The following is a 13,181-nucleotide window of genomic DNA, read 5'->3' on the forward strand; positions in this document are numbered from 1 at the left end:
CGAGGGGCCGGAGTTTCGGGTCGTGCCCCGGGGGCCATACCTCACGGCATGACCCGAACCCGCGCCGTGGCTGCTGCTGCCGCCCTCGTGCTCGCCGCCGGCTGCTCGTCGGAGGGCTCCTCGCCGGACGGCTCCCCGGACCCGGAGCCGAGCAGGACGCCGACCTCGTCGACGAGCGCGCCGACGACCGACCCCGCGAAGCCGGCGGTCGTCCTGCGGGGCTACCCCGGGTCGTCGTGCCAGACCCGCGGCGGCATGGTCGTCGAGGTGGGCAGCATGCGGGTGACCCGCCCCGTGACTCTCGAGAAGGCGGGCCTCGTCGGCGACGTCAACGTCGTCCACGGGGCGCCGAGCGTGGTCGCCCGACCGGACAGGGGCCCGGACTGGTCGGGCAGCTATCCCGGCCCCCAGCCGAGCCCGCGGTCCCGGCGTGACCTCGGATGGGACCAGCGCAAGCCCTTGGCAGGCGCGCAGCTCGAGCCTGGGCGGTACTACTTCTTCCTCCCCCTCAGGGTCCGCCCGCCGAGTGCGCACTTCGACGCGCTGCAGGTCACCTGGTCGGAGGGCGACGTCCCCGGAGTCGACGAGGCCGAGCGGGTCTCGGACTTCAAGGACTCGTGTCGGTAGCCAGGTCTACGGTGCCCGCATGGTGATGTGGCAGCTCACGATCGACGCCAACGACCCGGCCCGCCTGGTGCGGTTCTGGGCTCCCCTGCTCGGTTACGAGATCCAACCTCCGCCGGCCGGCTTCGACAGCTGGGTCGACTGGTACCGGTCCCGGGGCGTGCCCGAGGAGGAGCTGGCCGGCGACCCGGAGGACCTGGTCGACCGGATCCACGACCCGTCCGGCCGCGGGCCGAACATCTGGTTCCAGATCGTGCCCGAGCACAAGACGCTCAAGAACCGCTTCCACCTCGACGTCTACGCCACCGACCGCGACCCGACCCTGAGCATCGACGAGCGCCGCGCCATCGTCGAGGCGAAGGTCGCCGAGGTCGTCGCCGCCGGCGCGACGCTGGGCCACCGCACCGTCGGCCCCGACTCCTACTTCGCCCTCATGCACGACCCCGAGGGCAACGAGTTCTGCATCGCCTGATCGCGGCTCGCGGTGGTCCCGTGTTTGGGAGGCAGCCCCCGATGGAACTCCAGGGGAGTGACTCCTCCCCGCAACACCGCAGCCGCGGTCCTCGCCGTGGCCGCCCTGCTCGCTGCGGGCTGCTCCTCCGACTCGACCGCGCCGGAGGCCTCCCCGAGCACCGCGGCCACGTCAGCCGCGACCACCCCGAGCCCGAGCGCCACGTCGACGCCGACGCCGTCGCCGGGGGCCGAGGACCCCATCGCCTTCGGCTCGTACGGCGGAGTGTCGTGCTCCGAGGTCCAGGGACCGATGCTGATGGTCGACCAGCTCGAGGTGCTGCGCCCGATGACCCTGACCGCTCTCGATCTCCCGGAGGCGGACGGGATCGCCATCGGCGACGTCACGATCTCGCGGCGGCGGCAGGGTGACCTCCCCCTGTCGGGCGGCTGGCTCGGCACGGAGCCCGCGGACGGACGCAAGGACGACCTGCGCTGGGCCCGGCGCACGCCGCTGGCCGGCGCCCGGGTGGCGCCCGGTTGGTACAACTACTTCCTGCCGCTGGACATCGCCGGGGTGGCGAGGTTCCGCGGGGTCGAGATCTCGTGGCAGGACGACGCCGGCAGCGGCACCAGCCGTCAGACGGTGAACGAGACCTACCGCAGGTCCTGCGCCTGAGAGCGCAGACCCGCGATGCAGCCGGCCATCATCTGGTCGTGGTTCCAGCGCAGCACCGGTCGGGCGACGTACGACGCCGCGCCCAGCAGACCGCCCACCCTGACCTCCTGGGAGAAGTCCAGCCGGGTCCCCCCGTCGACCGCCGTGAGCGCGAACCGCACCGACCCCGCGAGGTCGCCCGACACGTCGACCTCGAGCAACCCCGCCGACCGGTTCGAGGCGTGCAGCACGAGGTCGAGCGTGTAGGGCAGCGTCGAGCGGCAGAGCACCCGCGCGTCGTCGGGCCCGAGGGAGGCGACCGCGACGACCTGCGGCCACCAGTCGGGATAGCGCTCGAGGTCGAGCAGCACGTCGTGCACCGCCGAGACGGGCGCGTCGACCTGCCAGCTGTCCCGGAAGGCGAAGGACGGGCTCACCCTCGTATCGTGCCCTCCATGACCGACCTGCTCGCCGCCGCCCGCGTCTGGGCAGCCGATGACCCCGACCCCCAGACCCGCGCCGAGCTGGAGGCCGTGATCGCGGCGGTCGAGGCCGGTGGCGACCCCGCCGACCTCGCGGACCGCTTCGACGGCACCCTCGAGTTCGGTACGGCGGGCCTGCGCGGCGCGCTCGGCGCCGGACCGAACCGGATGAACCGGGTCGTCGTGACCCGGGCCGCGGCCGGGCTGGCCCGGTACCTGCTCGACTCCGGGGTGACCCACGGCTCGGTCGTGATCGGGTACGACGCCCGCCACAACTCCGACGTCTTCGCCCGCGACACCGCCGAGGTCATGACCGGTGCCGGCCTCAAGGCCTACCTGCTGCCCCGTCCGCTGCCGACGCCGCTGCTGGCGTTCGCGATCCGCGAGCTCGGCTGCGCCGCGGGCGTGATGGTGACCGCGAGCCACAACCCGCCCGAGGACAACGGCTACAAGGTCTACCTCGGCGACGGCAGCCAGATCGTGCCCCCGGCCGACGCCGAGATCGCGGCCCGGATCGCCGCCGTCGGGGCGCTGGCCGACATCCCGCGCGGCGGCGGCGGCAAGCTCCTCGAGGAGGAGATCGTCGACCACTACCTCGACACCGTCGCCGGGCTGGCCGTGGACGGCCCGCGCGACCTCACCATCGTCTACACGCCGCTGCACGGCGTCGGCGGCACGACCGTCGCCCGGGTCCTCGAGGCCGCGGGCTTCGACGAGCCCTGGGTCGTCGAGCAGCAGGCCGAGCCGGACGCCGACTTCCCCACCGTCGCCTTCCCCAACCCCGAGGAGCCCGGCGCCATGGACCTCGCCATGGCGCTCGCCCGGGCCCGCGGCGCCGACCTCGTGGTCGCCAACGACCCGGACGCGGACCGCTGCGCCGCCGCCGTCCCCGACCCGCACGGCTGGCGGATGCTGCGCGGCGACGAGGTCGGCGCCCTGCTCGCCCACGCCCTCCTGAGCCGCGGCAAACAGGGCACCTACGCGGCCAGCATCGTGTCGTCGAGCCTGCTGGGGAAGATGGCGAAGGCCGCCGGCCAGCCGTACGTCGAGACCCTCACCGGCTTCAAGTGGATCGGCCGGGTAGAGGGCCTCGCGTTCGGATACGAGGAGGCGCTGGGCTACTGCGTCGACCCGGAGCACGTGCGCGACAAGGACGGCGTCTCCGCGCTGCTGCTGCTCTGCGAGCTCGCGGCCGAGGCGAAGGCCGCGGGGCGGAGCCTGGTCGACCTGCTCGACGACATCGCGGTCCAGCACGGGCTGCACGCCACCGACCAGCTGTCGGTCCGGGTGACCGACCTCGGCGAGATCGCGGCCGCCATGGGGCGGCTGCGCGCCACTCCACCGACCGAGCTCGGTGGTCTCGCGGTCGAGCGCGCCGACGACCTGTCCGTCGGCAGCGCCGACCTGCCGCCCACCGACGGGCTGCGCTACCTGCTCGCCGACGGAGCGCGGGTGATCGTGCGGCCCAGCGGCACCGAGCCGAAGCTCAAGTGCTACCTCGAGGTCGTCGTGCCGGTGAACCCCGAGGACGGCGTGGACGCAGCCCGGATCGCGGCCGCCGGTCGACTGGACGCCCTGCGCGACGGCATCAAGGCAGCCGCCGGGATCTGAACCGCAGCGCTCAGCGGACCAGCCAGACCGCGAAGGCGACCACGCAGACGGCGGCGGCGGCAATCTCCGGCCAGGCATAGGTACGGCGCACGCCGGCGGCGAGCGCCTCCTGCTCGGGTGAGTCCTTCGCGATCCTGCGCTGCTCGCGACTGTCCTGCGCGAGCAGGCGGATCCGCTCCTCGACGAACATCTGGGGCGAGTTCTTGATCCGCACCGGGGGCGTCTCGGGGACCTGGCTCTGCGGGTCGTGGAGCCGGCTCAGCCGCCTGACCATCACGGTCTGGCGCGCCGAGTAGCCGACCGTCGGCGACACGTACCGCTTGCCTCCGACACCGACCGCGAGCACCTGCGTGACGACCACCCGGTCGATCGCCGCCAGCGGGAGCAGGTCGGTGTGGAACATCCCGCGCAACACCAGGTCGTGGTGCGTGACCCACACGGCTGGGCGCAGCAGCGCCGCCCAGCACAGGATCGCCCCGAGGACGGCGCCGATGGCCACCCCGGCCGGACGCCCGGTGTCTCCCGCGACCAGGGCGAGCACGAAGACCACGGTGGCGGTGACCAGGCCGAGGATGCCGCTGAACCGGCCGTTCGTCGGCGGAAACCGCTCGACGACGGCGTCGGTGTGGTGCTCGGTCATGCCTGCTCTCTCCGGTTTGTGGCGTGTCGCAACGACAACCCTATGCTGGGTCGGTGACCAGCACCCCCACCGTCCTCGACGACGTGACCCGAACGGAATCGTCCCTGCGACAGTTCCTGCACGGCCTGCCCGGTGTCGACCAGGTCGGGGCCGAGGCACGCGCCGCCGGGCTCGGGACCCGCTCGATCAAGACCAGCGCGAAGGCCTATGCGCTCGACCTGGCGATCCGGATGGTCGACCTGACCACGCTGGAGGGCCAGGACACCCCCGGCAAGGTGCGCGCCCTCGCCGCCAAGGCGATGCGCCCCGATCCCGCCGACCCCACCTGTCCCGCCGCCGCCGCCGTCTGCGTCTACCCCGACATGGTCGCCACCGCGAAGCAGACGCTCGGCGAGAGCGGCGTCCACGTCGCCTCCGTCGCCACGGCCTTCCCCAGCGGCCGCGCGGCCCTCGACATCAAGCTCGCCGACACCCGCGACGCGGTCGAGGCCGGCGCCGACGAGATCGACATGGTCATCGACCGTGGCGCCTTCCTGGCCGGCCACTACCAGCGGGTCTACGACGAGATCGTCGCCGTCAAGGCCGCCTGTGCCAGGTCCAACGGCGAGGACGCCCACCTGAAGGTGATCTTCGAGACCGGCGAGCTGCAGACCTACGACAACGTCCGCCGGGTCAGCTGGCTCGCGATGATGGCCGGCGCGCACTTCATCAAGACCTCGACCGGCAAGGTCCAGCCCGCCGCCACCCTCCCGGTCACCCTGGTCATGCTCGAGGCGGTCCGCGACTTCCGCGAGCTGACCGGCCAGATGGTCGGCGTGAAGCCCGCGGGCGGCATCCGCACCGCGAAGGACGCCATCAAGTACCTCGTGATGGTCAACGAGGTCGCCGGCCAGGACTGGCTCGACCCCGACTGGTTCCGCTTCGGGGCCTCCACGCTGCTCAACGACCTGCTCATGCAGCGCACCAAGATGACCACCGGCCGCTACTCCGGTCCCGACTACTTCACGTTGGACTGATTCCCTGTGACCACTCCCTTCGACTACGCACCGGCCCCCGAGTCGCGGAGCATCGTCGACATCAAGCCGTCCTACGGCCTCTTCATCAACGGCGAGTTCGTCGACGGCCACGGCAAGTCCTTCAAGACGATCAGCCCCGCCACCGAGGAGGTCCTCGCCGAGGTCGCCGAGGCCGACGACGCCGACGTCGACGCCGCGGTGAAGGCCGCGCGCCGGGCCTACGACCGGGTCTGGTCGAGGATGCCGGGCCGCGAGCGCGCCAAGTACCTCTACCGGATCGCCCGGATCATCCAGGAGCGCAGCCGTGAGCTGGCCGTGCTGGAGTCGATCGACAACGGCAAGCCGATCAAGGAGTCGCGCGACGTCGACATCCCGATCGTCGCCGCCCACTTCTTCTACTACGCCGGCTGGGCCGACAAGCTGGAGTACGCCGGACGCGGCGCCGACCCGCGGCCGCTCGGTGTCGCGGGCCAGATCATCCCGTGGAACTTCCCGCTCCTCATGCTGGCGTGGAAGATCGCCCCGGCCCTCGCCTGCGGCAACACCGTGGTGCTCAAGCCGGCCGAGACCACGCCGCTGACCGCGCTGCTCTTCGCCGAGATCTGCCAGCAGGCCGACCTCCCGCCGGGCGTCGTCAACATCATCACCGGCGCCGGCGGCACCGGCCAGGCACTGGTGGCCCACCCGGGCATCGACAAGGTCGCCTTCACCGGCTCCACCGATGTCGGCAAGGCCATCGCCCGCACCGTCGCCGGCACCGACAAGAAGGTCACCCTCGAGCTCGGCGGCAAGGCCGCCAACATCGTCTTCGACGACGCCCCGCTCGACCAGGCCGTCGAGGGCATCGTCACCGGCATCTTCTTCAACCAGGGCCACGTGTGCTGCGCGGGCTCGCGGCTGCTGGTCCAGGAGTCGATCGCCGACGAGCTGCTCGCCAAGCTCAAGCGCCGGATGTCCACGCTGCGCGTGGGTGACCCGCTCGACAAGAACACCGACGTCGGCGCGATCAACTCCGCCGAGCAGCTGGCCCGGATCCGCGAGCTCTCCGACATCGGCGAGGCCGAGGGTGCCGGGCGCTGGTCGCCGGAGTGCGTGCTGCCCCAGCACGGCTTCTGGTTCCCGCCCACGATCTTCACCGGTGTCACCCAGGCCCACCGGATCGCCCGTGAGGAGATCTTCGGCCCGGTGCTGTCCGTGCTGACCTTCCGCACCCCCGCCGAGGCGGTCGAGAAGGCCAACAACACGCCGTACGGCCTCTCGGCCGGCATCTGGACCGAGAAGGGCTCGCGGATCCTCAAGATCGCCAGCCAGCTGCGCGCCGGCGTCGTCTGGGCCAACACGTTCAACAAGTTCGACCCGACCAGCCCCTTCGGCGGCTACAAGGAGTCGGGCTACGGCCGCGAGGGCGGCCGCCACGGTCTGGAGGCCTACCTGCGATGAGCGACCGCATCGACGTCCGCAAGACGTACAAGCTCTACATCGGCGGCGCGTTCCCGCGCTCGGAGTCGGCGTACTCCTACGAGGTCAAGGACAGCAAGGGGAAGTTCGTGGCCAACGCGGCCCTCGCCTCGCGCAAGGACGCCCGCGACGCCGTCGCCGCGGCCCGCAAGGCCTTCGGCCCGTGGGCGGGACGCACGGCCTACAACCGCGCGCAGATCGTCTACCGGATCGCCGAGGTCATGGAGGACCGCCGCCCGCAGTTCGTGCAGGCCGTCGTCCAGTCCGAGGGCCTGACGGCCTCGAAGGCCGAGAAGGTCGTCGACGCCGCCATCGACCGGCTGGTCTGGTACGCCGGCTGGGCCGACAAGATCACCCAGGTCGTCGGCAACGCCAACCCGGTCGCCGGCCCGTACTTCAACCTCTCCACGCCCGAGCCGACCGGCGTCGTGGCGGTGCTCGCGCCGCAGGAGTCCTCGCTGCTCGGCCTCGTCAGCGTGGTCGCGCCGGTGATCGTCACCGGCAACACGGTGGTGGTCGTGTCGTCGTACGAGCGCCCGCTGCCGGCCGTGAACTTCGCCGAGGTGCTGGCCACCTCCGACGTGCCCGGCGGCGTGGTCAACATCCTCACCGGCTCCGCGCCCACGGTCGCCCCGTGGCTGGCCTCGCACATGGACGTCAACGCCATCGACCTGGTCGGCGTCGCGGGCGACCTCGGCCTCGCCACCGACCTCGAGGTCGCGGCCGCCGACAACCTCAAGCGGGTGCGCCGGGCACCGGCCGCCGAGCCGGACTGGGCCGTCAACCCCGGTCTCGACGCCATGACGGCGTTCCTCGAGACCAAGACGGTCTGGCACCCCATCGGCGTCTGAGGTGCCTCAGCCTGAGCCCGCGAAGGCTGAGACCCGGCAGCCAGGTCGAGCAGCCGCGCGACCGACGGAGGAGGTCGCGACCGGCGTGTCGAGACAGAGCGCCCATGCGCGTGTGATCGTCCTGGCGGGTCCGTCAGGCGCCGGTAAGTCCCGCCTCGCGGAGCGCACCGGCCTCCCCGTGCTCCGGCTCGACGACTTCTACAAGGACGGCGACGACCCCACGCTCCCGCGGATCACCGAGGGCGCGAACGCCGGCCTCGTCGACTGGGACGACCCCGCGTCGTGGCTGCTCGACGACGCCCTGGCCGCGATCGAGGCCCTGTGCCGCGACGGTCGCGCGGAGGTGCCGGTCTACGACATCGCCCACAACGGCCGCCACGGCAGCCACGTCGTCGATCTCGACGGTCACGACCTGTTCATCGCCGAGGGCATCTTCGCCCAGGAGGTCGTGCCGCCGTGCCGCCAGGCGGGGCTGCTGGCCGCGGCGTACTGCGTGCGCCAGCACCCGATGGTGACCTTCTGGCGACGGCTCACCCGCGACCTGCGCGAGCACCGCAAGCCGCCGCTCGTCCTGGTCCGCCGGGGGCTGGCTCTCATGCGCGACCAGCAGCGGGTCGTCTCCCACGCGGTCGAGCGGGGCTGCACGCCGGTCACCTCCGACCAGGCGCACGCGCTGATCCACGCATGACCACCAGCTGGCCGCGACAGCCGGACAGCCGCACCTGCGGGCCGTCGGTGCTGGTGGTGGCCGAGCACCTGTCCGGTCCGTGGCCCGACTTCGACCGGCAGGTGCTCGCGATGCACCGCCGGGTCAACCGCTGGTGGCCGCGCGCCCTGGGCACCACCCCGTGGGCGGTCGCCCGGGAGCTGCGCAGTCGAGGGCGGGGCGGCCGGGTGCGCCGGTTCCGGTACGACGAGGTCCTCGCCGCGTTGCCGCAGCCGGTCCCGGTCTACCTCGGCACCCGGTGGCTGCCCCGGCACGTCGTCCTGGTGCTGGACGTGCAGGACGACGGCCTCCACGCCTACGATCCCGCGCGCGGAGCCGTCGTCCCGCTCGAGACCTCCCGGTGGCAGGTCCGCTGGTGGTCGGTCCTGCCGTCCTGAGGCACTGGTCCGGGGCCCACGGCACGCACCTGGCTGCGTTGCCCTCGCTGGGGCAGTGAGGTCAGCTGGTCCACACCACGAGGACCAGCACCAGCCACGCCATCGGGGTGGCCAGGGCCACGGACAGCACCAGCCAGCCCATCAGGAACGACGTCCGGCCGACCCCGTCGATCCGGTCGGCGCGTCGGACCAGGTCGACCCGTTCGGGACGCTCGGGGTCGTAGAGGACCTCGACGGTCTCACCGACGTGGGGAGGCGGCAGCGCGCTGTCGGTCATCGACTCGGCCTCGACCGTGCTGCCGTCGGCGGCGACGAAACGGACCCGCGGGTAGTAGCGCGTGTCGGGCTCGCCGCCGAAGGCGACGTCCTTGGCCTCGACCTCGACGACCTCGGCGGTGGTCGGGACCGCACGGTCGAGGAACCCGACCGCGATCCGGCGCTGGCGCAGGCCGCGCAGGAACAGGCCGGCCGCGACGACCGCGAGCACAGCACCCACGCCGAGCAGCAGGACCGACGGCACGACGTGGATCGTCACGGGGTGGCCTCCTCACGCAGCGCGGCGTACGCCGGCTTGATCAGGTCGGAGATCATCGCGAACCGCTCGTCGAAGGGCAGGAACGCCGACTTCATGGCGTTGATGGTGAACCATTCGAGGTCGCGCAGCCCGTAGCCGAAGGTCTCGACGAGCGACCACATCTCGTGGGTCATCGAGGTCTGGCTCATCAACCGGTTGTCGGTGTTGAGGGTGACCCGGAAGCGCAGCTTCTTCAGCAGCCCGATCGGGTGCTCCGCGATCGACGCGGCGGCACCGGTCTGCACGTTCGACCAGGGGCACATCTCCAGCGGGATCCGCTGGTCGCGGACGTAGGCCGCGAGGCGGCCGAGCTCGACCGAGCCGTCGTCGTGCACGGTGATGTCGTCGATGATGCGCACGCCGTGGCCGAGCCGGTCGGCCCCGCACCACTGGATCGCCTGCCAGATGGACGGCAGCCCGAAGGCCTCACCGGCGTGGATCGTGAAGTGCGCGTTCTCGCGCTGCAGGTACTCGAACGCGTCGAGGTGCCGGGTGGGCGGGTAGCCCGCCTCGGCACCGGCGATGTCGAAGCCCGCGACCCCGCGGTCGCGCCACGCGATGGCGAGCTCCGCGATCTCCATCGAGCGCGCCTGGTGGCGCATCGCGGTGAGCAGCTGGCGTACGACGATCCGCCCACCGGATGCCTCGACGCCCTGGTCGAAGCCCTCCTGGACGGCGGCGACCACCTCGTCGAGGGTCAGCCCCTGGCTCACGTGCTGCTCGGGGGCGTAGCGGATCTCGGCGTACACGACCCCGTCGGCTGCGAGGTCCTCGACACACTCGCGGGCGACCCGGGTGAGGGACGGCCCGGTCTGCATCACGGCGACGGTGTGGTCGAACGTCTCGAGGTAGCGCACCAGCGTCCCCGAGTCGGAGGCCTCGGCGAACCACCTGGCGAGCGACTCGGCGTTCAGCTCGGCCTCGGGCACCGGCAGCCGGTGGCCGATCTCGGCGGCCAGGTCGATGATCGTCTGCGGTCGCAGCCCGCCGTCCAGGTGGTCGTGCAGGAGCACCTTCGGCGCCCGGTGGACCTGGTCATGGGTGGGCGTCATACGGCGATCCTTCCAGATTGGATAGGTTCGCTGCATGCGCGTGTTCACGACCCTCGACGAAGTCTCCGCCGCCCGTGGCGAGGAGCTCGGCACCTCCGACTGGCTGACGGTCGAGCAGGACCGGGTCGACCGGTTCGCCGAGGCGACCGGCGACCACCAGTGGATCCACGTCGACGTGGAGCGCGCCGCGGACGGGCCGTTCGGCGGCACCATCGCGCACGGCTACCTCACGCTCTCGCTGGTGCCGTTCCTCGGTAGCCAGGTCTTCGCGCTCGACACCCCCGGTGCCAAGCTCAACTACGGGGCCAACAAGGTCCGTTTCCCGCACCCGGTGCTCGTCGGCAAGCGGATCCGCGCCCACGTGACCCTCGCCGACGTCGCCGACCTGCCCGCCGGCAAGCAGCTGACCCTGACGTACACGATCGAGATCGAGGGCGAGCCCAAGCCCGCCTGCGTCGCCGAGACGGTCGTCCTCCTCCTCGCCTGACAGGTCGACCCGGCGGTCACGGGAGGCGGGCGACGACGAGGTCGGCGAAGGGTGCCGCGGCCTCGGGGGCGAGGTCGAGGTAGAGACCGGGCTCGATGAGCTCGAGCTCGCTCACGACGAGCTCGCCCTCGTGCTCCATCAGGTCGACCCGCGCGTAGTCGAGCGGGTGTCCGAGGAGGTCCTCGGCCGCGGCGACGGCCCGTCGGGCCAGGGCGCCGGCCGCGTCCTCCACCGGCACGGCGACGCTGCGCCCGCCGTACTCCTCGTGGACCCGGACCTCTCCCGTCGCCGGGAGCTTGTCGACCTGGGTGACCGCGCGCCCGCCCACGACGACGACCGAGGTCTCGCCGCGGGTACGGACCGACTCGACGACGGGTTGGGCCAGCCAGGGCCCGGTGGTCAGCCCGGCCAGCCGCGGGTCGTCGGTGCGGTCGGCGATCACGAGGCCCACGCCGCTGGCGCCGATCCGCGGCTTGACGACCACGGTGCCCCACCGGTCGAGCGCCCGGCTCAGGCCACCGAGCAGGTCGTCGTCGGACGCCGGCTCCGACGGCACCACCGGCACCAGGGCCCCGAGCTCGAGGAGGTAGCCCTTGTCGTGGTTCCACCCGAAGGTGTCGGCTCCGTTGAGCAGCGTGCTGCGCTCCTCCACCGCGCGCGCCCAGGCCAGGAAGGGGGCCAACCGGCGGTGGTAGTCCCACGTGGCGCGCACCGCCACCAGGTCGGCGCCCGCCCAGTCGACCGAGGCGTCATCCCACGCGGCCCAGGTCGCGTCGACGCCGCGCGCGGTGAGCGCGTCGGTGAGGGCCGCCCCACCCGGCTCGCCGTCGGGGCAGAGACAGAACGTCGCCAGCAGGACCCGCACGTCAGCCGATGCGGTCGATGACCAGCGGGGTCGCCTCGAACGACGTGCCTGCGGGCTCGATGTCGAAGCCGCCCTCGAGCGACTCGAGGGCTCGTGCGAAGCGGTGCTCGTCGTCGGAGAGCAGCGTGAACAGCGGCTCGCCCTGCGTGACGTCGTCTCCGGGCCGGGCGTGCCAGACGACGCCGGCCCCGGCCTGCACCGGGTCCTCCTTGCGGGCCCGGCCGGCGCCGAGCCGCCAGGCAGCCAGCCCGACCGCCATCGCGTCGAGGCGAGTCAGCACGCCGGAGGACGGCGCGGTCACGACGTGGGACTCGCGGGCCACGGGCAGCGCCGCGTCGGGGTCGCCGTCCTGGGCGCGGATCATCTGCTTCCAGGCGTCCATCGCCGAGCCGTCGGCCAGCTTGTCGGCCGGGTCGACGTCGTCGCGTCCGGCGCCGGCGAGCATCTCGCGGGCCAGCGCGAGCGTCAGCTCGACCACGTCGGCAGGGCCACCGCCGGCGAGCACCTCGACCGACTCCGCGACCTCGATCGCGTTGCCGGCGGTCAGACCCAGCGGCGTCGACATGTCGGTGAGCAGCGCGACCGTGTGCACCCCGGCGCCCGTGCCGAGCGCGACCATGGTCTCGGCCAGCTCACGGGCCTGGTCGACGTCCTTCATGAACGCGCCGGTCCCGACCTTGACGTCGAGCACCAGTGCGCCGGTGCCCTCGGCGATCTTCTTCGACATGATCGACGACGCGATCAGCGGGATCGCCTCCACGGTTCCCGTCACGTCGCGCAGCGCGTAGAGCTTCTTGTCGGCGGGCGCGAGCTCGGCACCGGCCGCGCAGATGACCGCGCCCACCGACTCGAGCTGGGCGAACATCTCCTGGTTGGACAGCGCCGCACGCCAGCCGGGGATCGACTCCAGCTTGTCGAGGGTGCCGCCGGTGTGACCGAGGCCGCGGCCGGACAGCTGGGGTACGGCGACCCCGCAGGCGGCGACCAGCGGCGCCAGCGGCAGCGTGATCTTGTCGCCCACCCCACCGGTGGAGTGCTTGTCGGCGGTCGGGCGCGACAGCGTCGAGAAGTCCATCCGCTCCCCCGACGCGATCATCGCGTCGGTCCAGCGCGCGATCTCGCGCCGGGTCATCCCGTTCAGCAAGATGGCCATCGCGAGCGCCGACATCTGCTCGTCGGCGACGACGCCCTTCGTGTACGCGTCGATCACCCAGTCGATCTGGCTGTCCGACAGCTCGTGCCGGTCGCGCTTGGCGGAGATGACCTCGATCGCGTCGTGTCCACTCATGGGGTCACCCTCCCATGCAGG

At 72.3% G+C, this 13,181-nt stretch carries 16 protein-coding genes; 10 read left to right on the top strand and 6 right to left on the bottom strand.

All coding sequences use genetic code 11. The features are described from left to right. The first annotated feature begins 48 nt into the window (after positions 1 to 48). The 3 genes from PD653B2_RS15290 to PD653B2_RS15300 are packed head-to-tail and all read left to right on the top strand — an operon-like array spanning position 49 to position 1,753. Positions 49 to 627, top strand: a complete 579-nt coding sequence (locus PD653B2_RS15290; RefSeq protein WP_133058863.1) for a hypothetical protein — start codon at positions 49 to 51, stop codon at positions 625 to 627. 19 nt (positions 628 to 646) lie between these two features. Then, positions 647 to 1,096: a VOC family protein gene (locus PD653B2_RS15295; RefSeq protein WP_085873251.1), complete on the top strand. Its 450-nt coding sequence runs from the start codon at positions 647 to 649 to the stop codon at positions 1,094 to 1,096. Positions 1,097 to 1,153: 57 nt separating this feature from the next. Next, positions 1,154 to 1,753 carry a hypothetical protein gene (locus PD653B2_RS15300; protein WP_085873252.1) on the top strand — a complete coding sequence of 200 codons (600 nt, stop codon included), beginning with the start codon at positions 1,154 to 1,156 and terminating at the stop codon, positions 1,751 to 1,753. Here PD653B2_RS15300 and PD653B2_RS15305 read toward each other — a convergent pair. Beyond that, positions 1,732 to 2,169, bottom strand: a complete 438-nt coding sequence (locus tag PD653B2_RS15305; RefSeq protein ID WP_085873253.1) for an SRPBCC family protein — start codon at positions 2,167 to 2,169, stop codon at positions 1,732 to 1,734. The genes PD653B2_RS15300 and PD653B2_RS15305 overlap by 22 nt on opposite strands. 18 nt (positions 2,170 to 2,187) lie before the next feature. Here PD653B2_RS15305 and PD653B2_RS15310 point away from each other — a divergent pair, with 18 nt between their 5' ends. Beyond that, the gene (locus tag PD653B2_RS15310; RefSeq protein WP_085873254.1) at positions 2,188 to 3,825 is read left to right on the top strand and encodes a phospho-sugar mutase; all 1,638 of its coding nucleotides are present in this window, start codon (positions 2,188 to 2,190) and stop codon (positions 3,823 to 3,825) included. A gap of 10 nt (positions 3,826 to 3,835) precedes the next feature. On the opposite strand, the gene PD653B2_RS15315 is transcribed toward PD653B2_RS15310, so the two are convergent. Next, positions 3,836 to 4,465: a hypothetical protein gene (locus tag PD653B2_RS15315; RefSeq protein WP_085873255.1), complete on the bottom strand. Its 630-nt coding sequence runs from the start codon at positions 4,463 to 4,465 to the stop codon at positions 3,836 to 3,838. Between the two features lie 53 nt (positions 4,466 to 4,518). On the opposite strand from PD653B2_RS15315, the gene deoC reads away from it, so the two are divergent. From deoC to PD653B2_RS15340, 5 genes are all read left to right on the top strand, one after another. Then, positions 4,519 to 5,481 carry a deoxyribose-phosphate aldolase gene (gene deoC / locus PD653B2_RS15320; protein WP_089503981.1) on the top strand — a complete coding sequence of 321 codons (963 nt, stop codon included), beginning with the start codon at positions 4,519 to 4,521 and terminating at the stop codon, positions 5,479 to 5,481. A gap of 6 nt (positions 5,482 to 5,487) precedes the next feature. Continuing rightward, on the top strand, positions 5,488 to 6,921 hold the full coding sequence (locus PD653B2_RS15325; RefSeq protein WP_085873257.1) for an aldehyde dehydrogenase family protein: 1,434 nt from the start codon (positions 5,488 to 5,490) through the stop codon (positions 6,919 to 6,921). After that, complete coding sequence (locus PD653B2_RS15330) at positions 6,918 to 7,790, top strand: aldehyde dehydrogenase family protein (RefSeq protein ID WP_085873258.1); 873 nt, start codon at positions 6,918 to 6,920, stop codon at positions 7,788 to 7,790. Before PD653B2_RS15325 ends, PD653B2_RS15330 begins: the two co-directional genes overlap by 4 nt. A gap of 112 nt (positions 7,791 to 7,902) precedes the next feature. Further along, on the top strand, positions 7,903 to 8,478 hold the full coding sequence (locus PD653B2_RS15335) for an ATP-binding protein (RefSeq protein ID WP_207559229.1): 576 nt from the start codon (positions 7,903 to 7,905) through the stop codon (positions 8,476 to 8,478). Next, on the top strand, positions 8,475 to 8,894 hold the full coding sequence (locus PD653B2_RS15340; protein WP_085873260.1) for a hypothetical protein: 420 nt from the start codon (positions 8,475 to 8,477) through the stop codon (positions 8,892 to 8,894). Before PD653B2_RS15335 ends, PD653B2_RS15340 begins: the two co-directional genes overlap by 4 nt. A 61-nt stretch (positions 8,895 to 8,955) precedes the next feature. Here PD653B2_RS15340 and PD653B2_RS15345 read toward each other — a convergent pair whose 3' ends face one another. Together PD653B2_RS15345 and PD653B2_RS15350 are read right to left on the bottom strand one after the other, a co-directional pair. Continuing rightward, positions 8,956 to 9,429 (bottom strand): DUF3592 domain-containing protein, encoded by a 474-nt coding sequence (locus tag PD653B2_RS15345; RefSeq protein WP_085873261.1) that lies wholly within the window; start codon positions 9,427 to 9,429, stop codon positions 8,956 to 8,958. Beyond that, entirely contained in the window at positions 9,426 to 10,520 is a 1,095-nt protein-coding gene (locus tag PD653B2_RS15350; RefSeq protein ID WP_085873262.1) for an adenosine deaminase, read from the bottom strand. Before PD653B2_RS15350 ends, PD653B2_RS15345 begins: the two co-directional genes overlap by 4 nt. Positions 10,521 to 10,554: 34 nt before the next feature. Between PD653B2_RS15350 and PD653B2_RS15355 the strand changes: the two genes are divergently transcribed. Then, positions 10,555 to 11,007 carry a MaoC family dehydratase gene (locus PD653B2_RS15355; RefSeq protein WP_085873263.1) on the top strand — a complete coding sequence of 151 codons (453 nt, stop codon included), beginning with the start codon at positions 10,555 to 10,557 and terminating at the stop codon, positions 11,005 to 11,007. Between the two features lie 16 nt (positions 11,008 to 11,023). Here the strand turns inward: PD653B2_RS15355 and PD653B2_RS25060 are convergent, their stop codons facing one another. Beyond that, complete coding sequence (locus PD653B2_RS25060; protein WP_085873264.1) at positions 11,024 to 11,872, bottom strand: ATP-grasp domain-containing protein; 849 nt, start codon at positions 11,870 to 11,872, stop codon at positions 11,024 to 11,026. 1 nt (position 11,873) lies between these two features. Beyond that, positions 11,874 to 13,160 carry a thymidine phosphorylase gene (locus PD653B2_RS15365; RefSeq protein ID WP_085873265.1) on the bottom strand — a complete coding sequence of 429 codons (1,287 nt, stop codon included), beginning with the start codon at positions 13,158 to 13,160 and terminating at the stop codon, positions 11,874 to 11,876. Positions 13,161 to 13,181: the final 21 nt, after the last annotated feature.

Source organism: Nocardioides sp. PD653-B2 (genome assembly GCF_002117935.1).
Classification (GTDB): Bacteria; Actinomycetota; Actinomycetes; order Propionibacteriales; family Nocardioidaceae; genus Nocardioides.